We start from the raw sequence: 19,646 nt of genomic DNA, 5'->3' as shown, positions 1-19,646 counted from the left end.
GCAATTAAGCCAAACCTGCGACTACCGCCGCGCCGTCGGCGATCATCGACTCGGCCAGGTTGCGTCCAAGCTCGCGTGCCTCCGCTACGGTGGCCGCGCTTGCCCGGGCACTGCGGCGCATGGTTTCGGAGCCGTCCGGGTTGCAGGCGACCGCCTCCAAGACGAGCGTGCCGCCCTGAACCCGGGCCAGGGCGCCGATCGGTGCCGCGCAGCCGGCTTCCAAAGCCGCCAGCAGCGCACGTTCGGCCTCGACCTGCAGGCGCGTTGGCAGGTGATCCAGTTCGGCCAGCGCCCGATCCAGGGCCGGGTGATCCGAGCCGGCGGCGCGCACCTCCAAGGCCAGCGCCCCCTGCCCGGGGGCCGGCAGCATGATGGCCGGATCCAGGTACTCGGTGATGTGCGCTTCCAGGCCGAGCCGGCGCATGCCGGCGGCGGCGAGGATGACGGCGTCCAGGTCACCCTGCACGCTGCGCCCCACGCTTCCGTCGTCATGGGTGGCGCCGGTGCCTTTCACCCGGCCGAGCCGGGTGGGCACGTTGCCGCGGATGTCGACGATCTGCAGATCCTGGCGGAAGGCCAGCAGCTGCGCGGCGCGGCGCGGCGAACCGGTGCCGATCTTCGCCCCTTCGGGCAGTTCGGCGAGCGTCAGCCCGTCGCGGGCGCACAGGGCGTCGCGCATATCTTCACGTTCCGGGATGGCGGCCAGCACCAGGCCCTCGGGCTGCGTGGTGGGCAGATCCTTCAGCGAATGCACCGCCAGATCGCAGCCCGAATCCAGCAACCGCTGGCGCAGGGCGGCGGCGAAGACTCCGGTACCGCCAAGCTGCGAGAGCGGCCCGGTGATCACATCTCCCTCGGTCTTGACCAGAATCGTCTCCACCTGAAGCCCGGAGGCTTCGGCCAAGCGCGTGGCGGCCCACCCGGTCTGCGTGGTCGCCAGCGCGCTGCCGCGCGTGCCTACACGAAAGCTCTCGCTCATGCCTGGGGCACCCCCACTTCGGAATCGACCGCGGCGATGGTCGGACGCAAGGAGCCGTCCAGCGCGCGCTTTTCACAACAATTCGGGCGGCACACGTCAAACCATGGTCCGCCGCTGACGGCGCTCATCCGGCCCTCGCGCAGCGCTTGGCCGTTGGCATCGGCCAGGCGCTCTTCGAGCAGATCAACCAGGCCCGAGACGAAAGCCCGGTGCGTTCCCGGAGTTGCGACCCGGCTAAAGGCCAACCCCAGTTCGGCACAGCTGTCCTTGGCCTCGGTGTCCAGATCCCACAAGACCTCCATGTGGTCGGAGATGAACCCGATGGGCACCACCACGACCCCGGCCACCCCGGCGGCGGCATCCTCGGCCAGCGCGTCGTTGATATCCGGTTCCAGCCACGGAACGTGCGGGGCCCCGGAACGCGACTGGTAGACCAGGCTGTGTTCCAGACCCTGGGCCTCGGGAACGTTGGCCAGAATATGCTCGGCGACCGCACGGTGATGGGCGGTATAGAGATTCTCGCTCGCCTGTGCGCGCAGCTGAGCAGGTCCCGCGGCGTCCGCGTCGGCCCGCGGAATCGAGTGCGTCACGAAGACGATCTTGATCTTGCCTTCGGCATTGTCCTTCGCCGCAAGTTGTTCGCGCACCTCGGCCAGCGAGGCCCCCAGCCCCTCGATGAAGGGCTGCACGAAGGCCGGAGTGTCGAAGAACTGGCGCAGCTTGTCAACTTCCAGCACACCCTCCAGCCCGGTATCGCGCAGTCCCATGCCGAGGTCTTCGCGGTACTGGCGGCAGGCCGAGTAGCCGGTGTACGCGCCGGTGCCCAGCAGCAGCACCTTGCGGTGCCCGTCCTCGGCGATCTGCTTCAGCGTGTCGTTGACGAACGGGTGCCAGTTGCGGTTGCCCCAGTACACCGGCACCCCGATGGAACGCGCGGTCAGTTCGGCCTGCAGGGCGGCAAGCAGCGCGCGGTTCTGCGCGTTGATCGGCGAGACGCCGCCGTTCTTGCGGTAGTGCACCGCCACCTCTTCGAGGCGTTCGTCGGGGATCCCCCGGCCTGCGGTGACATTGCGCAGGAACGGGATCACGTCCTCCTGGCCTTCGGGACCGCCGAAGGAGGAGAGCAGAATCGCGTCGTAGGCTTTCGGCGCCATCTTGCCGTTGGCGTCATAGCCGGTGCGTGGATCGAAATCCTGGGTCACTTCAAAACCTCGATGACCTCGGCGGCCGAGATGCGCCGTCCGGTGTAGAACGGCGTCTCTTCGCGCACGTGGTGGCGGGCTTCGGTGTAGCGCAGGTGGCGCATCATGTCGACCAGGTCGATCATGTCGTCGGCTTCGAGGCAGATCTGCCATTCGAAGTCGCTGAAGGCGAAGGCGGCAACGGTATTTGCCAGCACGTTCGGGAATTCGCGGCCGAGCATGCCGTGATCGCGCAGCATCTTGCCGCGGTCCGCCGGATCCATGGTGTACCAGTCGGTGGTGCGCACGAAGGGGTAGACGGTCATCCATTCCTTGGCATCCAGGCCGCGGGCGAAGGCCGGCGAGTGGTCCTTGGCAAATTCGGCTTCGCGGTGCACGGCCATCGTGGAGTACACGATCTCGGTGCCGGCCAGCAGCGAGCTGCGGCGCAGCTGGCGCATCGAGGCCTGCAGCAGCTCGGCGGCCGGTCCGTGCATCCAGAGCATCACGTCGGCTTCTTCGCGCATCATCGACACGTCGTAGATACCGCGCACGGCCACACCGGATGCGGCAAGTTCGGCGACCAGCGAGTCGAAGGCCGCAACATCCGCCGCGCCTAGTTCCACGTTGGCGGAGCGCTTGAACACGGTCCACAAGGTGTAGAACATGGTCGGGTTTTCACCAGCGGCGTCGCGGTCTCGCATGACCGGTGAATTGTGCTGTACTTCGTAGCTCACTTAGTGCTCTCCTTGATCAACTGATCTATCTCATGCTTTAAAACTAGTTAGCGGGCGCTGATGGCAACTGTCCGCCGGGTGTGTCCGATGACTCGGGCCAACCCGGTGCCGGCAAGCCACGCGCCCACGAGGTCCAAACCATCAAACTTCTCCACCGCCGAGTTCACCTGCGCCCGGCGTGCGCTGGCGGCCTCGCCCTGCAGCGGCACCATGTCGTTGAAGCGCGACACGGCGCTTCCCACGACATCGTCCTGATGCAATTCAACACCGAGAATCTTTGAAGCATCTTTGACTGCCTGCGCAAGCAGCGCCTGCTCGTCTCCGGATTCGACCAGCGGCTCATGCTGCCCGATCCGGCCGAAGGACAGCCGCAGCACGTGGGTGCCCGGACCGGATTGCTCTGCCAGCCACGGCCATTTCGCGCTGGCATGGGTCATGGCCTTGGCCGCCAAGGGCGCTTCCTTGGCCACGAGCGCCCCGGAACCGCGCGGCGCATCGTCGAGTTCTGGCTTATCGACCACGAGCACCACCAGGGCGATGGAATTGGCCTCGGCCTCGGCGCTGATGCGCTGCTGCTCTTCAAGCAGCGGGTTGAGCAGCTTGAGCGCGGATTGGGCCTCGGTGGCAATGACTACCCGGTCCGCGCCGAGCTCCTGGCCCAGGGTCTGCACGGTGTACGGCTGCGCGGCTTCGTCGTGATGGCGGATCTCGGTTACCGGCGAATTGCGCACCAGCGCCACCGAGGATTCCTGCAGCTGCTCGGTCAGCGTCGTCACCAGCGTGTACATGCCGCCGTCCAGGCCGGCGACTCGCGAACCTGCCGGGGCATCGCCCTGCAGCTGGGCCACGGCCTTGGCCAGGGCTCCGGTTCGCTGCATTGCTTCGCGCAGCCCCGGGGCTGCGGCGTCGATGTCGATCCGTGCCGGGTCGGTGGAATACACCCCGTTGACTACCGGGGCGACCAAAGCGTCAAGCACGCTCTGCCCCATGCGGTGGCGCACCACCTCGGCGAGCGAAAGCTTTTCCGTGGCCCACTTCTTGGGCATCGGCGTGACCAGATCGGCCGCGGCACGCACGGTGGCGGCCCGGCCGATGATTCGGCGCACCTCATCGCTGCGGATATTCGAGGGGATCCCCAGCAAGGAGCTCGGCGGCAGCGGATTAGCCTCGACGTTTTCGGCGTCCCCCTGGATCAGCCAGGCGCCGACCCCGGAGGTCTGGGCGATTTTTTCGCTCAGATCCAGCTCATCGAGGTATGCGCTGACGGTGCCGCCGCGCAACGCGAAAGACTCGGCTCCGGCGTCGAGGGCCAGGCCGGCGACCTCAACCCGGCGCAGGCAGCCACCGAAATTGTCCGAGGCTTCAAGGACCGTAACCCGGTATCCGGTCTGGCTCATTTCACGCGCGGCCACCAATCCGGCGATACCGCCGCCGACAACTATCGCGTGCGGTGCGGCAGCGTGCGGTGCGCTGTCTTTCGAGGCCCGGGTTTCCGCGGCCGCGCGGACCTTTTCCAGCAGGCGCAGGGCATGTGCTGCCGTGTCTCCGGCGAGATCACGGCGGATTTTTACCGCCGGACGTGCACCTTGTTTGTCTGCCGCCGGGGCGTTGCGCTGATTCTTGGTCATGGGCGCTGCACCTTCCACCTTCAACTCGATGTTCCCCGCCGAACGGGACGTGCCGGGATTGCCGGCGCGTCCCGGAAGCGGAGATCTGTCTTTGAAACCTAGCCTAGCCCTGTGTGCCTAGAGCGAGTGGATGAGTTCAACCACTCGGGTGAGCACCGTCGGATCCGTGGTTGGCGGCACGCCGTGCCCCAGGTTGAGCACATGCCCGCGGGCCTTGGCGCCGCTGGCTACGACCTGGCGGACGTGGGCTTCGAGCACTTCCCAGGGGGCCGTGAGCAGGGCCGGGTCAATATTTCCCTGCACCGACACGCTCTGGCCCAGCCGCTCGATCGCGGTTTCCAGCGGGATGCGGTAATCCACGCCCACGGTGTCCACGCCGGAGTCGCGCATGGCGGTCAGCAATTCGCCGGTGCCGGTGCCAAAGTGGATTAGCGGCACGCCGGTATCGCGGACGAAGTCCAGCGCACGCGAAGAATACGGGGCGACGAACCGCTGATAATCCGGAAGGGACAGCGAACCGGCCCAGGAGTCGAACAGCTGCGCGGCGGAGGCGCCGGCCTCCACCTGGGCGCGCAGGAACTTGCCCGAAGCGTCGGCGGCCCAGCTCATCAGCTTGTCCCAGACCTCGGGTTCCGAATGCATCATGGTGCGTGGGCCGAGGTGGTCGCGGCTCGGCTTGCCCTCAACCATGTAGGCGGCCACGGTGAACGGTGCCCCGGCGAAACCGATCAACGGGGTGCTGCCCAGCTCGGCGACGGTCAGCGCCACCGCTTCGCGGATCGGGTCCAGGGATTCATCGGTGAGCTCGGGCAGATTGGCCACGTCTTCTGCGGTGCGGATCGGCTTGTCCAAGACCGGGCCGACACCGGGGACGATGTCCACGCCGATGCCCGCCAGCCGCAAGGGAATCACAATATCGGAGAAGAAGATGCCGGCGTCGACCTTGTGCCGGCGCACCGGCTGCAAGGTGATTTCGCTGGCCATCGCAGGGTCCAGGCACGAGTCAAGCATGCTCACGCCTTCGCGGAGCTTGAGGTATTCGGGCAGCGAGCGCCCTGCCTGGCGCATGAACCACACCGGGTGGTGGCTCGGTGTGCGACCGGTCAGGGCCTGGATCAATGCGGAATCGGAGGTACGTCCATCAACGAAGGGATGGTTCTGCGACAGAGTCATGATTCAATGATGCCAACTCTTGCAGGTAAAAGCCCATTTGTGCCGTTCACCCTCAGGGGAAGGTGAGCAACATTACGGGCCAAAACCCCCATCAGTTAGGTTCGCCTGCGTTGTTTAGCTGCCCTAATTCGGCCTATTCTTGGAACATTGTGGTTTTCTTATCTCTTGTCGCATCGCATTCACAGCTCGACCTGGAGACCGTGGCGCAACTGAGCGCTTCGGCCAGCGGGCTAGCCGCCGCTTCCATCAATGGTTCGGCGGCTATCAACGGTGCCGTGGTGCTGGCCACCTGCAACCGGTTCGAAGTCTATGCGGATGTGGAAAACGTCGAAGATGCCACCGAGCATCTGGTCAATGAACTTTCCGCGCACACCGAGCTGTCCGCGGACTTCCTCGCCCGCCGGCTGACCACCCTGGAAGGGGAACCGGTAATCGACCACCTCTTCTCCGTGGGCGCCGGCCTGGACAGCGCCGTAGTGGGCGAACGTGAAATTGCCGGTCAGGTCCGTCGCGCATTGACCCAGGCCCAGCAGGAGAAAACAGCCACGAGCAGCCTCACCCGGCTCTTCCAAAACGCCACGCGCGCCGCGAAGGATGTCGGAAGCAGCACCGATCTGGGCTCCCAAGGAAAATCCGTCGTTTCGGTGGCCTTGGATCTCGCCGAAGAGCTGATGGATGGCAGCCGCAGCTGGCAAGACCAGGACATCGTGCTATTCGGGACCGGATCCTATGCGGGCGCCACCATGGCGCTGCTGAAGGAACGCGGCGTCAAGCGCATCAGCGTGTACTCCCACTCGGGCCGGGCAACAGATTTCACCGATAAGCGCGGCGGCTTCCCGCTGAGCGAGCAGCACCTGACCCAAGCCCTGCGCGAAGCCGACGTCATCGTCGGCTGTTCCGGCGGTGGAAACCGTTTGGAAAGCCATACCTTGGAGGAACTGCGCGTTGAGGGCCAGCCGCTGATAGCCATCGATATGGCGTTGACCCACGATTTTGATCCAACCATTGCGCAGCTGGCCGACGTTGAGCTCATCACCCTCGAATCGGTTCGGATGGCAGCGCCCAACGACCAGGCTCTGGCCGTGCACGACGCCACCAGGATCGTCACCAAGGCCGCCCGCGAATTCTCCGCCGCGCAGCGCGAGCGCGAAGCGGACCACGCCATTGTGGCGCTGCGCGCCCACACCAAGACCGTATTGGACGCCGAAGTAGCGAAGGTCCGCGCGCAGCACGGATGCACCGCCGCGGCCGAAGAAGTGGAACTAGCCATGCGCCGGATGATGCGCCAGCTGCTCCACGTGCCAACCATGCGGGCCCGCGAGTTGGCGGCCGAAGGCCGTACCGACGAATATGTGGCAGCCCTCGAAACCCTCTACGGGCTGGATCTCTCCGGTTCCGCGGCCACCGCGCCGGCCAAGCCGGTGCGTGTCGACGCAGAATCTGCAGATAACGCCGCCTGCCCGGTACTTCCCTTGGAGCAAAGCGCTTAAGCACTTCAGACACCCCGCCGTCGCTGGCGATATTTTCGGCGCGACATGGAATACTACTTGCAAGTAGGTGGTGGTTTTACGGGCGGAGCATTCGCCGGCAACCACCACACGCAGCAGGTTGAAAGGTCTACATCATGGCGGAACTCGGGGAAATCAAGAATCCACGCACCCAGCGGATGCCTCGCGAAGCGCGCCGCCGCCAGCTGCTGCAGGCAGCCCACCAGGTATTCGTAGCCCACGGCTACCACGGGGCTTCGATGGACGAGATCGCCGAGGTTGCACTCGTCTCCAAACCGGTGCTCTACCAGCATTTCCCCGGCAAGCGAGAACTTTATCTGGCCTTGCTCGATTCGCATCTGGCCGATTTCACCAAGCTGCTGGATGACGCAATCTCCTCGACAAACGAAAACCGCCAACGCGTCTTCGAAACGATCAACACCTATTACCAGTACATCAAACGTGAGTCGCAGGCCTATCGGCTGATCTTCGAGTCGGATGTGCTCTCCGATCCGCTGGTCGCCGCACGCATTGAAGAATTCAACAATGCGCTGGCAACTTCGATTTCGAAGGTTGTTGTCAAAGATACCGACCTCGACGAGGACGAAGGGTTGCTTGTGGGGCGCGCCTTGGCCGGCCTGTCCCAGGTTTCGGCACGATATTGGGCCACCAGCGGCGAGCCGGTGGACCAGGAAACCGCAGTCGACCTGATCTCGCGTTTAGCTTGGCGCGGAATTTCACGGTTCCCGAAGGAAAACTAGCTAGATTTGTTTCAGAGGCCCCTGACGGGACTCGTAATTCTTTCGAGAGGATCATTGACAATCATGGAAATCCGGATTGGCATTCAGAATGTAGCCCGCGAAGTCGTGCTCGAGTCCGAGCTGAGCAACGCCGAAGTGAACGAGCTGTTATCCAAGGCGATCTCCGAGGGTACGATGCTATCGCTGAAGGATCCCAAGGGCCGCGAAGTGCTGGTCCCAGCGGCCGGTATCGCCTATGTTGAGGTTGGTCCCGAAGAGGCCCGCCGCGTGGGCTTCGCCCAGTAAGGCAAACTTTCCTGCGCTAGCGTGGCCGCCCCCGGCATTTGGGGGCGGCCACGCTGCGTTAATCGTGGTTTGAATCACTCTTCTGTGATAATCCTAGGTGTGTGACCAATCCACGAATCCACAGCCCCCGCAAACATGCCGCAGCGAATCTGGACGAGCTGCTGCTCGCCTTGGAAAGCGAATTGGGGGTCCCCGCGCCCTTCGACGAGCAAACCCTCAAAGCTGCCCAGGAGGCAGTCGATAACTTGCGGGCACCGGAACACGACGACACCGCGCTGCCGTTTTTCACGATCGACCCCGAGGGTGCCACGGATCTCGACCAGGCCATGTACCTGGAACGAAAAGACGACGGCTACCTGGTGCACTATGCGATCGCCGACGTTCCCACATTCGTCGCCTTGAACTCAAAACTCGATGAGGTCACCAGGGAACGCGGACAGACCTACTATCTGCCGCAACGCAAGATCAACCTTCACCCGCCGCTGATTTCAGAAGATGCCGGTTCCTTGCTGCCCGGCGCGGTCCGCCCGGTATTCCTGTGGCTTATCACGCTGGATTCCGCGGGGGCCATCACTGACGTGCAGCTGCGCCGCACCACGATCAAATCCCGGGAAATGCTGGACTACGCCTCCGCGCAAGCGAAGCTGGACTCCGGCCACGGCGGGGAGCAGCTGGAGCTGCTGGCACAAATCGGCGCGGTGCGCATCGAGCAGGAACGCCTGCGCGGCGGTGCCTCGCTGAACCTTCCGGATCAAGAGGTCGAGCCCGACAATGGCGGCTACAAACTGGTCAGCCGCCAGCCCTTGCCGCTGGAAGACTATAACGCGCAGATTTCCCTGCTCACCGGCATGGCCGCCGCCCGGATCATGCTCGATCACGGCACCGGAATTCTGCGCACCATGCCGGCCCCGGATGAGAAGGACCTGGCAGAATTCAAGGAGCAGACCAAGCTGCTGGGACACCCCTGGGATGGACAGCTTAACTACGGCCAGTATCTACGCACCCTAGACGTGAATGATCCGCGGCAGCTGGTCATCATGCATCGGGCCGCCTCGCTGTTCCGCGGCGCAGACTATGACGTGATCAACGGGCAAAACGAAGACGAGATGGAGCAGGCGGCGCTGGCCGCCCCCTATGCGCACACCACCGCACCGTTGCGCCGCCTGGTGGACCGCTTCGTGCTGCTGTGCTGCTTCCTGCAAGCCCATGCCAAGCCCATCCCGGACGAGTTGCGCGAAGCGCTGGAGCAGTTGCCGGGGCTGATGCGGGAAAGTTCAATTTCGGCGAATCAGATCTCCCGGGCGGCCATCAACCTGATCGAGGCCTACGTCCTGCAGCACCGGGTCGGCGAGAGGTTTGAGGCCATCGTGTTGCGCGAGGCCACCGGAGCGCACAATGGCGATCCCGCCTCGACCGAGGCCAAGGACCGCCCCGGAAACCTGCAATTGGTCACCGAACCGATCACCGGGCAGTTCACCGGAAGCGCGGCACCGGGCACGCTGGTCACCGTCACGCTGCGTTCGGCGGACCCCGCCACACGCAAGATCATGTTCGACATCGTTGGCTAGCGCCCCCGGCCGACGGGATTCCGGCGCGGAGAGGCTATGCTTGGGCTATCACTATTTAGGATGCCCGGTCGCACCGTGCTGAACGAAGAGAACAGTTTCGTGGTGACTTCCCAGCGGTCACCATTGCGACATCCGCCCGCGCGGCGGTTGACGTGTATGACGCGATCGGCTCCGCTGGACCCGCACCGGCAGGTGCCGGCCCCCTGGAAGCTCAGGGCTGGCAGCACCAGTTCCGGTGCCACAAATGAAACGAGAACACACACATCGTGACCGACACGACGCTATCGACCGAACAGGTCGAACTCCCCGAGCCAATTGATACCGCCGACGTAGAGGTTCCCAAGCAGACCTTCGCCGAGCTCAAGGTCCGCGAAGACATCGTCGCTTCGCTGCTCGAAGCAGGTATTGAGTACCCATTCCCCATCCAGTCGCTCACCCTTCCGGTGGCGCTCGGTGGCAACGACATCATCGGCCAGGCGAAGACCGGTACCGGCAAGACCCTGGGCTTCGGCATCCCCGCGCTGCAGCGCGTCATCCGCGAGGGCGACAAGGGCTACGAGAAGCTCGAATTCCCCGGCGCCCCGCAGGCGCTGATCGTGGCTCCGACCCGCGAGCTGGCCATTCAGGTCGGCGCCGACCTGGCGCAGGCTTCGAAGCACTCGAATATCTCGATCACCACCATCTACGGCGGCCGCCCGTACGAGGAGCAGATCAACGCGCTCAAGGCCGGCACCGACGTGATCGTCGGCACCCCGGGACGCCTGATCGACCTGAACCGCCAGCGCGTGCTGAACTTGAAGCAGATCAAGACCGTGGTCCTCGATGAGGCCGACGAAATGCTGGATCTGGGCTTCCTGCCCGACGTGGAGCGCATCCTGGCCGCCCTGCCGCCGCTGCGCCAGGCGATGCTGTTCTCGGCGACCATGCCGGGGGCCGTGATCACCATGGCCCGCCGCTACATGTCCCGCCCGACCCACATCCGCGCCACCGACCCGGGCGACGACGATTCGCTGACCAAGCGCAACATCCGCCAGCTGGTCTACCGCGCGCACAACCTGGACAAGGACGAGATGGTGGCCCGCCTGCTGCAGGCCGAGGGCCGCGGCAAGACCATCATCTTCACCCAGACCAAGCGTTCGGCAGCCAAGCTCACCGACGAACTGATCGACCGTGGATTCAACGCCGGCGCCCTGCACGGGGACCTCGGCCAGGGGGCCCGCGAGCAGTCGCTGAAGGCCTTCCGCGCCGGGAAGGTCGAGATCCTGGTCGCCACCGACGTCGCGGCCCGCGGCATCGACGTGGACGACGTCACCCACGTGGTGAACCTGCAGTGCCCGGATGACGAGAAGACCTACCTGCACCGCGTGGGCCGCACCGGCCGCGCCGGCAACACCGGCATCGCGGTGACCTTCGTGGACTGGGATTCGGTGCCTCGCTGGTCGCTGATCAACAAGGCGCTGGGCCTGAATGTGCCCGAGCCGGTCGAAACCTACTCCTCCTCCCCGCACTTCTTCGCCGACCTGGACATCCCCAAGGGCACCAAGGGCCGCTTGCAGCGTGCAAAGAAGACCGCGCCGGCCGAGGGCGACGGTTCCCCGCGCCGCGACCAAGCCGAGCGCACCGAGCGCACCCCGCGCAGGCGCAGCACCGGTGGCCGCAGCCGTACCCGCACCGTCGAAGGCGAACAGTCCGGCGACCAGGGCGCCAGCCGCCACGGGCATTCCAAGGGCAAGCAGGACCGCCCGGCGCGCGAGGGCGAACGCCACCGCCAAACCCACCAGCACGAGGAACAGCCAGCTGCCGGCACCGACTCCGAGCAGGAATCGCGTGCGCGCCGCCGGCCCCGCCGCCGCACCCGCAGCACCGAAGGTGGAACGCAGGACTAATTAGTTCTCCGTTTCCATTCTTCTTCCGAAAGGATTCAGTACCAACGGTGCTCGCTCAACCAGAGGATTCCACCCTGCCCGAAACCGGAGCGCCCGCACTCACCGCGGGCGCTCCGGCGCAGGAAAATACCGTGCTGCACGGTGACAATGTGAAGGCTTTGTCGGAACTGCCCGACGGGAGTTTCACGCTGATCTATGTCGACCCGCCGTTTAACACCGGCCGGAAGCAAACCCGGGCGCAACGCACCATGGTGCGGGCCGCCGAGGGCGAAGGCGATCGGGTGGGCTTCAAGGGTCTTTCCTACAACACCGAGCTGGGGGCCGCGCGCTCCTATCACGACAGCTTCGATGACTACCTCAGCTTCATCGAGCCCCGGTTGCACGAAGCCCACCGGTTGCTTGCCGAAGACGGCACGCTCTATGTGCACCTGGACTACCGCGAGGTGCACTACGTCAAGGTGCTGCTGGACCAGATTTTCGGGCGCGAGAACTTCCTGAACGAATTGATCTGGGCCTACGACTACGGTGCCCGCGCCAAAAGCCGCTGGCCGGCGAAGCACGACACCATCTTGGTATACGTGAAGGACCCGAAGAAGTACCACTTCGATTCGGCCGAGGTGGACCGCGAACCGTATATGGCTCCCGGTCTGGTGACCCCCGAAAAGCGCGCCCTGGGCAAACTGCCCACCGATGTCTGGTGGCATACCATCGTCTCTCCGACCGGCAAGGAGAAGACCGGCTACCCGACGCAGAAGCCCGAAGGTATCCTGCGTCGGATCATCGCCGCCTCATCGCGCGAAGGCGACTGGGTGCTGGATTTCTTCGCCGGCTCCGGGACCACCGGTGCGGTAGCCGCGAAGTTGAATCGGCGCTTCGTGCTGATCGACCAGAACGCCGAGGCCATCGAGGTGATGCGTTCCCGCTTGCCGGAAACCACCACCTACAAAGAGGCCTGAGCTCCGGTTCCCGCCGCAATAATTCGATCCAGCATGTCCGGCTCGGTGAGATTCTCACCGAGCCGGTTCAGTTTTCCGGCCCCATGGTAATCGGAAGAACCGGTCACGATCAGGTCGTATTGCTTGGCCAGCCGGGCCAGGAAGCGCTTGCCTTCCGCGCTGTTGTCCCGGTGGTGGATCTCCACCCCGGCCAGTCCCACATCGATCATCTCGTGGAAGGTCGCTTCGGGCACGACCCGTCCGCGCAAGGCGGCCGCAGGGTGCGCGAAGACCGGCACTCCCCCGGCTTCCAGGACCAGGCGCACCGCGTCGCGCGGGTCGATGGCCGGGTGCCCCACGTAGTATCGCGAGCGCGCCGAGAGGATGTTGGCGAAGGCCTCATTGCGGCTTTCCACCACCCCCGCGGTAATCAACGCGTCGGCAATATGCGGGCGTCCCACCGTGGCGCCCGGCTGGCAATGCTCGGAGACCAAATCCCAGCTGATCGGAAAATCTTCGGCGAGCCGATCCACGATGCGCTGGGCGCGGATGACCCGGGAATTGCGCGAAAGATCCAATTCATCGAGCAACGGCTGATAGCCGGGGTCCTGCAGATAGCACAGCAGGTGCACGCTGATTCCCTGATGGTCCTGGCAGGTGATTTCCATTCCGGGGACAAAACCCACACCAAGTTTCGCCGCGGCCTGCCGCGCCTGGCCCCACCCGGCGGTCTGATCGTGATCGGTCAGCGCCACCACATCCAATCCGGCGTGCTGCGCGGCCGCGATCAGTTCGGCAGGCGGTTGCGTCCCATCCGAAACATTTGAATGGGTGTGCAGGTCAATTCGCATATCCCTAGATTAGCTGGCCTACTGCTACTTTGCCCGGATACCCGAATCGGTGACACACTAAGTAGTATGACCAATCAAGTTTCTTCGCCTTCGGGCAACGACCAGCCGCTCGAAGATCGCGTCAACAACCGCTCCCAGCGTCCCACCTCGGAAGCATTCAAGAAGTTCATGGCTTCCTCTTGGGCGCCGGACACCTCCCAGCTTCCCGCAGCAGATCCTGCCGCAAGCTTTGCAGCCACCCGCCGTGCGGCCCTCTCCGCGCACTACCCGGGCGAACGCCTGGTCATTCCGGCCGGCCCGGCAAAGGTCCGCTCGAATGATACGGACTACCGTTTCCGCCCGCATTCGGCCTTCGCGCACCTGACCGGTCTGGGCGTCGACCACGAACCCGATGCGGTCCTGGTGCTGGAGCCAACCGACGACGGGGCCGGGGACCAGGGCGGCAACCACGCGGCCACCTTGTACTTCGCGCCGATGGCGGGCCGGGACAGCTCGGACTTCTACCTCGACTCGCGCGCCGGAGAATTCTGGGTGGGCCCGCGTCCCACGCTGAGCACCATGTCCGCCCGCACCGGCATCTCCACGCAGTCGCTGGATCTGCTGGAAAATGCGCTGACCAAGAACTCGGGACCGCAGGCCCTGGGCGGGATCCGCATCCGCCTGATGCGCGAGATCGACCTGAACGTCGAGGCGCTGGTCGATACCTCGCGGATCAACACCGGACAGGATCTGGAGGCCAGCGATGCGCTGGATAACGAACTCGCCGAGTTCGTCTCCGAGCTGCGCCTGGTCAAGGACGAGTACGAACTGGCCGAACTGCAGAAGTCCGTGGATGCCACCATCGCAGGCTTCGAAGACGTCGTGCGCAACCTGGATGCCGCCATCGCCCACCAGCGCGGGGAACGCATCGTGGAGGGCACCTTCTTCGCCCGCGCCCGCCTCGAGGGCAACGAACTGGGTTATGACACCATCGCCGCCTCGGGCAACAACGCCACGATCCTGCACTGGATCCGCAACACCGGCGAGGTCAACGAGGGTGAGGTGCTGCTGCTGGACGCCGGAGTGGAAGCCGAGTCGCTCTACACCGCGGACATCACCCGCTCCCTGCCGGTCTCCGGGAAGTACACCGAGCTGCAGCGCAAGGTCTATCAGGCCGTGCTCGACGCCGCCGATGCAACCTACGCCGCGGTCCGCCCGGGGCTGAAGTTCCGCGACCTGCACCTCATCGCCACCACCGTGCTCGCCGAACGCCTGCAGGATTGGGGACTGCTCCCGGTCTCCCTGGAGGAGGCGCTGTCCCCCGAAGGCCAGCATCACCGCCGCTGGATGCCGCATGGCACCAGCCACCACCTGGGCCTGGATGTGCATGATTGCGCCCAGGCCCGTGCGGATCTCTACCTGGACGCGGAACTCGTCGAGGGCATGGTGTTCACCATCGAACCGGGCCTGTACTTCAAGAATGAGGACCTGGCCATCCCGGAAGAGTACCGCGGGCTGGGCGTGCGCATCGAGGACGACATCCTGGTCACCGCCGATGGTGCGGTGAACCTCTCCGCGGCCCTGCCGCGCAAGCCCGACGAGGTCGAGGCGTGGATGGCAAAGCTGCGCGGCTAGTCCGCCAGCGGTCATTGCACAGTTGCCAGGGGCAGCCGGTTTCCACCTCGGAAGCCCGGCTGCCCCTGGTTTTTTGCGTCGCTGGCTGCCTGCCGCGGACCAGCGGGCAAGCAAAAACCCGCCACGCTGCTCCGCTCGGTGCGGAAGACATCGTGGCGGGTTTGCTGCGCTTGGTTACTGCTGCTTGGTCTCTTTGTCGGATTCCTTGGCTTCGGCCTGTGGCTGGCCGGCCGTCTCCGGGGCGGCTTCGCCGGAGGGCGGCTGCACCGCATCCTGCTTCACCGTCGGCTCGGCCTGCGCCACATCCTGCGCCTCGGGCTGCGCCGGCGCCGCGGGCTTTGGCTCGTCCACGCGCACACCGTAGCGCGGGCGGCCATCTGGCAGGTCGCCGAATTGGCTGGTCGGTGCGGGCGCTGCTTCCGTTGCCGGAGCTGCCGGAGCCTGCGTCGCAGCGGGGGCTGCCGGCGGCTGCGCCACCGGGGCGGCGGGCGGCTGTACCGGCTGCGCTGCCGGCACGGTGCCCGGTGCCGGCTGCGGACGCATCGGCAGCTGGGCGGCCAGCTGCCGGGCGGTCTGCGAATGCTCGAAGTCCACGACCACGTCGAAGCTGGTCGCCACGAACTTGCTCGAGGAGGCGAAGTCGCGCTTGCCCCGGCGCATCGAGTAGGAAACGACTCCGGCGATCATCCAGATCGCCATGCCCAGGCCGATGGCCGAGAGGATCTGGTACAGGCCGGTTCCGCTACCGCCGAAGAGCGAGAGCAGCAGGCCCACGAAGAGGCCCATCATGCCGCCCTGCGCCGCGCCGGACAGCGCCACCTTCGGGTAGGAAAGCTTCGCGGTCACCCGTTCCACGGTGCGTACGTCGTTGCCCACGATGCTCACGGCGGAGACCGGGAAGTTGTTATCTGCAAGATAGTCGACCAGTTTCTGGGCATCCAGATAGCTGGTGTAGCGCCCAAGCAGTTCGCCACGGGGCAAACCGTTGGGGCTGATTGAATTTACTCCATGCGGCGAGGTCATACCTATATTGTGCACGCTAATACTGTGAGTGCGCCCAGTTGTACACCCACTATCGCTGAGGGTGAAAGAATCCTGTGCCGCTTCGTGGCCCAGCACACCGCCAACGGCCCCTTTGCACGCTAGGCTAGAACGGTGAGCGCACACGTTTCTAAAATCTTTGTCGCCCGGCTCCTCGGGCTGGACGTCTTCGACCCCTTGGGCGATCGCCTGGGCCGGCTACGCGACGTCGTCGTCGTTTCGCGCGGCCCGCAGCGGGCCCCGGCCTGTGTCGGCGTGGTCGTCGAAGTTCCGGGTAAACGCCGCGTCTTCGTGCCGATGACCCGGATCCAGTCGATGGAATCCACCCAGGTCATCTGCTCCGGACTGGTCAACATGCGCCGCTTCCAGCAGCGCGGGCAGGAAATGCTCGTCGTCGCCGAAATGTTCGACCGCACGGTCACCTTCCTCGATGCCTCCGGGCGCGGTTTGATCGAGGACGTGGGCCTGACCCAGACCCGGCGCGGGGACTGGGAGATCAACGAGTACTTCGTCCAGCGCCTGGAGACGACCAGCACGCTGCTGGGCCTGCGCACCCGCCGCCGCAACAAGGTGCTGGTCTCCTGGGCGGAGATCCGCCAGGGGGCGCAGAGCGAACCGCAGTCCGCGGATAATTTCGTGGCCACCCACGATGAGATGAAGGCCGCCGACTTCGCCGACGCGCTGCATGAGATGACCGGCAAACGCCGGCTGGAAGTCGCCGCGCATCTGCAAGATGACCGGCTGGCCGACGTCTTGCAGGAGCTGCCGGACCGCGAACAGGTCGAAATCCTCTCCGCGCTCAGCCTGGAGCGCGCCGCGGATGTGCTCGAGGAGATGGACCCGGACGACGCGGCCGACCTGCTCGCCGAGGTGGAAGAGGAGACCAAGCACCAGCTGCTGGAGCTGATGAACGAGGAGGAGGCCGAGGACGTCCGCCGCCTGCTGGCCTATCCCGAAGGCACCGCCGGTTCGGTGATGACCCCGGTGCCGGTGATCCTCACCCCGGAATCCACGGTGGCCGAGGCGCTGGCTTCGGTCCGCTTCGAAGAGATCAGCCCGGCGCTGGCCTCCACGGTCTATGTGGTGCGCCCGCCGCTGGAGACCCCCACTGGCCGCTACCTGGGCCAAGTTCACATCCAGGCGCTGTTGCGCGCCGCTCCCCCGGAGCCCTTGGGCGATATTCTTGACAAGGAACTTGAACCGATGTCGGACCTGTCGAGCATCACCGACGTGGTCCGCCATCTGGCCACCTATAACCTCACCTCGGTGGGCGTGGTCAACAACGAGGGGCGGCTCGTCGGCGCCATCACCGTCGACGACGTCCTGGACCACATTCTTCCCGATGACTGGCGCTCGGCGGATTAGGCCGGCAAGCTTCAGCATTCTCGATCAGCAGCAAAGGAGTTCACCGGATGGCCGAACAGCGCAAGAGCAACGGGCTGGATACTCCCCTTTCGGCACGCAGCCGGTTCTGGCCGAAGTTCTCCCCCGATCCGGACCTTTTCGGTTCGGCGACGGAGAAATTCGCCCGCTTCATGGGCACCCCGCAGTTCCTGTTCTACATGACGATCTTCTGCGCCTTCTGGCTCGTCTGGAATACCGTCGCCCCGGCCGCCTGGCGCTTCGATGACGCGGCCATCGGCTTCACCGCGCTGACCCTGATGCTCTCCTTGCAGGCCTCCTATGCGGCCCCGCTGCTGCTGCTCGCGCAGAACCGCCAGGATGACCGCGACCGCGTCTCGCTCACCGAGGACCGCAACCGCGCCGAGCGCAACCTCTACGACACCGAATACCTCACCCGGGAGCTCGCCTCCCTGCGCCTGGCCATGCGCGATGTCGCCACCCGCGACTATGTGCGTTCCGAACTGCGCAATGTGCTCGAAGAACTGCTCGAAACCACCGACGGCGAAGACCTGCATCTGCGCGCCAAGCGCAAGAACAAGCACAGCAATCCGTCCACCGGATTAATTGACACGGTTGACTCCAACCGCTCCCAGCATCGGAAGGCAAACCCAAAGTGACCCAATCCGCGGCCCTGCACCGCGCCCTTGAATCCGTAATCGACCCGGAGCTGCGCCGCCCCATCACCGAACTGGGCATGGTGGGCTCCGCGGAACTGGTCGCGGGCACCGCGAAGGTGCGCATCCTGCTGACCATCGCCGGCTGCCCGATGCGTTCGACCATCGAGGCCGACGTGGCCAAGGCGGTGGGCGCGCTGCCCGAGGTGGCGGCGGTGAACGTCGTGCTGGATGTGATGGATCCGGTCCAGCGCGCCGAGCTGCGCGCGAAGCTGCAAGCCAAGCGCACGGTATTCTCCGACCCGGATTCGCTGACCCGGGTGATCGCGGTGGCCAGCGGCAAGGGCGGGGTGGGCAAGTCCTCGATCACCGCGAATCTGGCGGCCGCCATGGCCGCGGACGGGTTGAAGGTCGGGCTGATCGATGCCGACGTGCACGGCTTCTCGATCCCGGCGCTGATGGGCATCACCGGGAAACCGACCCGCGTGGACGAGATGATCCTGCCCCCGGTAGCCCATGGGGTGAAGGTCATTTCCATCGGCATGTTCCTGGACTCGAACCAGCCGGTGATCTGGCGCGGGCCGATGCTGCACCGCGCGCTGGAACAGTTCTTGACCGACGTGTACTTCGGGGACCTGGACGTGCTGCTGCTGGACCTGCCCCCGGGCACCGGGGATATGGCGATCTCGGTTTCGCAGCTGCTGCCCAATAGCGAACTGCTGGTGATCACCACCCCGCAGGCCACCGCGACCGCGGTGGCCGAACGCGCCGGAACCATTGCCTTGCAAACCAAGCAGCAGGTGATCGGCGTGGTGGAGAATATGAGCTACCTGAGCCTGCCCGACGGCGGCAAGATGGAGATCTTCGGAACCGGCGGCGGGCAGCGGCTGAGCGAATCGCTCAGCGAACAGCTCGGATATCCGGTGGAGCTGCTCGCCCAGCTGCCGCTGGAAGAGGCGGTGCGAGTGGGCTCGGATCGAGGGGTCCCGGTGGTGCTGGGCACCCCGGAGTCGCCGGTGGCCGGTTCCCTGCGCCAGCTGGCGCAGAAATTAGGGCAGCGGCCGCGCGGGCTTGCCGGGCGATCGCTGCCAATGTCCTTCTAGAGGTTCTAGGTGGCTTCCGTGTCAAAGGGGGCCAGCTCGTCGGCCGCCAGCGGTTGCTGCTTGGCGGTCTCAACGGCCGTTCGCACCGGGGCCTGCGCGGGGTGCGGCGGCGCCTTGGCCGCGTTCACCGCCTCGTCGAATTCATCGACGAGCGCTTCCTTGATGATCCGCCGCGGATCGTACTGCCGCGGGTCCAGCTTGCGCCAGTCCATGTCTGCGACCTCGTCGCCGACCTCTTCACGCAGCTGCTCCTTGGCGCCATTGGCCATGCGGCGTAGTTCCTTGACCAGGTTAGCCAGTTTTTTGGCGTACTCCGGAAGCTTCTCGGGACCCAAGATCACCACTGCGAGGATGGCGAGAATAATGAATTCTCCGCCATTGATTCCAATTAACTCCACG

18 protein-coding genes are annotated in these 19,646 nt (G+C 65.2%); 10 read left to right on the top strand and 8 right to left on the bottom strand.

The window, feature by feature from the left end:
• Nucleotides 1-4: 4 nt before the first annotated feature.
• From hemC to hemE, 5 genes are all read right to left on the bottom strand, one after another.
• Nucleotides 5-979 carry a hydroxymethylbilane synthase gene (hemC, locus tag ACT3UQ_RS14400; RefSeq protein WP_444637364.1) on the bottom strand — a complete coding sequence of 325 codons (975 nt, stop codon included), beginning with the start codon at nucleotides 977-979 and terminating at the stop codon, nucleotides 5-7.
• Nucleotides 976-2,181, bottom strand: a complete 1,206-nt coding sequence (locus ACT3UQ_RS14395) for a ferrochelatase (RefSeq protein ID WP_444637363.1) — start codon at nucleotides 2,179-2,181, stop codon at nucleotides 976-978. Before ACT3UQ_RS14395 ends, hemC begins: the two co-directional genes overlap by 4 nt.
• Nucleotides 2,178-2,864 carry a hydrogen peroxide-dependent heme synthase gene (hemQ, locus tag ACT3UQ_RS14390; RefSeq protein ID WP_096284654.1) on the bottom strand — a complete coding sequence of 229 codons (687 nt, stop codon included), beginning with the start codon at nucleotides 2,862-2,864 and terminating at the stop codon, nucleotides 2,178-2,180. The genes ACT3UQ_RS14395 and hemQ overlap by 4 nt, the downstream gene beginning before the upstream one ends.
• Before the next feature lie 80 nt (nucleotides 2,865-2,944).
• Nucleotides 2,945-4,525 (bottom strand): protoporphyrinogen oxidase, encoded by a 1,581-nt coding sequence (hemG, locus tag ACT3UQ_RS14385; RefSeq protein WP_444637362.1) that lies wholly within the window; start codon nucleotides 4,523-4,525, stop codon nucleotides 2,945-2,947.
• Between the two features lie 117 nt (nucleotides 4,526-4,642).
• Nucleotides 4,643-5,698, bottom strand: a complete 1,056-nt coding sequence (gene hemE / locus ACT3UQ_RS14380; RefSeq protein WP_105568843.1) for a uroporphyrinogen decarboxylase — start codon at nucleotides 5,696-5,698, stop codon at nucleotides 4,643-4,645.
• 149 nt (nucleotides 5,699-5,847) lie between these two features.
• Between hemE and ACT3UQ_RS14375 the strand changes: the two genes are divergently transcribed.
• From ACT3UQ_RS14375 to ACT3UQ_RS14350, 6 genes are all read left to right on the top strand, one after another.
• Entirely contained in the window at nucleotides 5,848-7,188 is a 1,341-nt protein-coding gene (locus ACT3UQ_RS14375; protein ID WP_105553010.1) for a glutamyl-tRNA reductase, read from the top strand.
• 134 nt (nucleotides 7,189-7,322) lie between these two features.
• Nucleotides 7,323-7,946 carry a TetR/AcrR family transcriptional regulator gene (locus ACT3UQ_RS14370; protein WP_096284578.1) on the top strand — a complete coding sequence of 208 codons (624 nt, stop codon included), beginning with the start codon at nucleotides 7,323-7,325 and terminating at the stop codon, nucleotides 7,944-7,946.
• Between the two features lie 63 nt (nucleotides 7,947-8,009).
• Entirely contained in the window at nucleotides 8,010-8,231 is a 222-nt protein-coding gene (locus ACT3UQ_RS14365; RefSeq protein WP_096284576.1) for a DUF3107 domain-containing protein, read from the top strand.
• Between the two features lie 101 nt (nucleotides 8,232-8,332).
• Nucleotides 8,333-9,799, top strand: coding sequence for an RNB domain-containing ribonuclease (locus ACT3UQ_RS14360; RefSeq protein ID WP_105568842.1), 1,467 nt, complete (start codon nucleotides 8,333-8,335; stop codon nucleotides 9,797-9,799).
• Nucleotides 9,800-10,065: 266 nt separating this feature from the next.
• Complete coding sequence (locus ACT3UQ_RS14355; RefSeq protein WP_105553012.1) at nucleotides 10,066-11,685, top strand: DEAD/DEAH box helicase; 1,620 nt, start codon at nucleotides 10,066-10,068, stop codon at nucleotides 11,683-11,685.
• 74 nt (nucleotides 11,686-11,759) lie between these two features.
• Nucleotides 11,760-12,641 carry a DNA-methyltransferase gene (locus tag ACT3UQ_RS14350; protein ID WP_105553334.1) on the top strand — a complete coding sequence of 294 codons (882 nt, stop codon included), beginning with the start codon at nucleotides 11,760-11,762 and terminating at the stop codon, nucleotides 12,639-12,641.
• On the opposite strand, the gene ACT3UQ_RS14345 is transcribed toward ACT3UQ_RS14350, so the two are convergent.
• A complete protein-coding gene (locus ACT3UQ_RS14345) occupies nucleotides 12,626-13,471 on the bottom strand; it encodes a PHP domain-containing protein (protein WP_096284570.1) in 846 nt (281 codons plus the stop codon). The two genes, ACT3UQ_RS14350 and ACT3UQ_RS14345, sit on opposite strands and share 16 nt — an antisense overlap.
• A gap of 66 nt (nucleotides 13,472-13,537) precedes the next feature.
• On the opposite strand from ACT3UQ_RS14345, the gene ACT3UQ_RS14340 reads away from it, so the two are divergent.
• Complete coding sequence (locus ACT3UQ_RS14340; protein WP_105553013.1) at nucleotides 13,538-15,085, top strand: aminopeptidase P family protein; 1,548 nt, start codon at nucleotides 13,538-13,540, stop codon at nucleotides 15,083-15,085.
• Between the two features lie 174 nt (nucleotides 15,086-15,259).
• Here ACT3UQ_RS14340 and ACT3UQ_RS14335 read toward each other — a convergent pair whose 3' ends face one another.
• On the bottom strand, nucleotides 15,260-16,108 hold the full coding sequence (locus ACT3UQ_RS14335; RefSeq protein WP_181150505.1) for a general stress protein: 849 nt from the start codon (nucleotides 16,106-16,108) through the stop codon (nucleotides 15,260-15,262).
• A gap of 132 nt (nucleotides 16,109-16,240) precedes the next feature.
• Here ACT3UQ_RS14335 and ACT3UQ_RS14330 point away from each other — a divergent pair, with 132 nt between their 5' ends.
• From ACT3UQ_RS14330 to ACT3UQ_RS14320, 3 genes are read left to right on the top strand one after another with little or no spacing between them, the layout of a single operon-like run.
• On the top strand, nucleotides 16,241-17,491 hold the full coding sequence (locus ACT3UQ_RS14330) for a magnesium transporter MgtE N-terminal domain-containing protein (protein ID WP_105553014.1): 1,251 nt from the start codon (nucleotides 16,241-16,243) through the stop codon (nucleotides 17,489-17,491).
• A 47-nt stretch (nucleotides 17,492-17,538) separates the two neighbouring features.
• Nucleotides 17,539-18,147, top strand: coding sequence for a DUF1003 domain-containing protein (locus ACT3UQ_RS14325; RefSeq protein ID WP_096284564.1), 609 nt, complete (start codon nucleotides 17,539-17,541; stop codon nucleotides 18,145-18,147).
• A complete protein-coding gene (locus ACT3UQ_RS14320) occupies nucleotides 18,144-19,247 on the top strand; it encodes an Mrp/NBP35 family ATP-binding protein (protein WP_444637361.1) in 1,104 nt (367 codons plus the stop codon). The genes ACT3UQ_RS14325 and ACT3UQ_RS14320 overlap by 4 nt, the downstream gene beginning before the upstream one ends.
• A gap of 5 nt (nucleotides 19,248-19,252) precedes the next feature.
• Here the strand turns inward: ACT3UQ_RS14320 and ACT3UQ_RS14315 are convergent, their stop codons facing one another.
• On the bottom strand, nucleotides 19,253-19,645 hold the full coding sequence (locus tag ACT3UQ_RS14315; RefSeq protein ID WP_096284562.1) for a sec-independent translocase: 393 nt from the start codon (nucleotides 19,643-19,645) through the stop codon (nucleotides 19,253-19,255).
• Between the last annotated feature and the right edge of the window lies 1 nt (nucleotide 19,646).

The organism is Glutamicibacter sp. AOP12-B1-11, assembly GCF_052379245.1.
Classification (GTDB): Bacteria; Actinomycetota; Actinomycetes; order Actinomycetales; family Micrococcaceae; genus Glutamicibacter.
Note: the sequence above shows the minus strand (reverse complement) of the source record. Positions and strands in the feature narration are given on the sequence as shown.

What these genes read in the sequence shown, in the direction of transcription:
- ACT3UQ_RS14365 (WP_096284576.1), top strand. Translation starts at nt 8,010, where the DNA reads ATGGAAATCCGGATTGGCATTCAGAATGTAGCCCGCGAAGTCGTGCTC.
- ACT3UQ_RS14345 (WP_096284570.1), bottom strand. Translation starts at nt 13,471, where the DNA reads ATGCGAATTGACCTGCACACCCATTCAAATGTTTCGGATGGGACGCAA.
- ACT3UQ_RS14340 (WP_105553013.1), top strand. Translation starts at nt 13,538, where the DNA reads ATGACCAATCAAGTTTCTTCGCCTTCGGGCAACGACCAGCCGCTCGAA.
- ACT3UQ_RS14325 (WP_096284564.1), top strand. Translation starts at nt 17,539, where the DNA reads ATGGCCGAACAGCGCAAGAGCAACGGGCTGGATACTCCCCTTTCGGCA.
- ACT3UQ_RS14335 (WP_181150505.1), bottom strand. Translation starts at nt 16,108, where the DNA reads ATGACCTCGCCGCATGGAGTAAATTCAATCAGCCCCAACGGTTTGCCC.
- hemG (WP_444637362.1), bottom strand. Translation starts at nt 4,525, where the DNA reads ATGACCAAGAATCAGCGCAACGCCCCGGCGGCAGACAAACAAGGTGCA.
- hemC (WP_444637364.1), bottom strand. Translation starts at nt 979, where the DNA reads ATGAGCGAGAGCTTTCGTGTAGGCACGCGCGGCAGCGCGCTGGCGACC.
- ACT3UQ_RS14370 (WP_096284578.1), top strand. Translation starts at nt 7,323, where the DNA reads ATGGCGGAACTCGGGGAAATCAAGAATCCACGCACCCAGCGGATGCCT.
- hemE (WP_105568843.1), bottom strand. Translation starts at nt 5,698, where the DNA reads ATGACTCTGTCGCAGAACCATCCCTTCGTTGATGGACGTACCTCCGAT.
- hemQ (WP_096284654.1), bottom strand. Translation starts at nt 2,864, where the DNA reads ATGCGAGACCGCGACGCCGCTGGTGAAAACCCGACCATGTTCTACACC.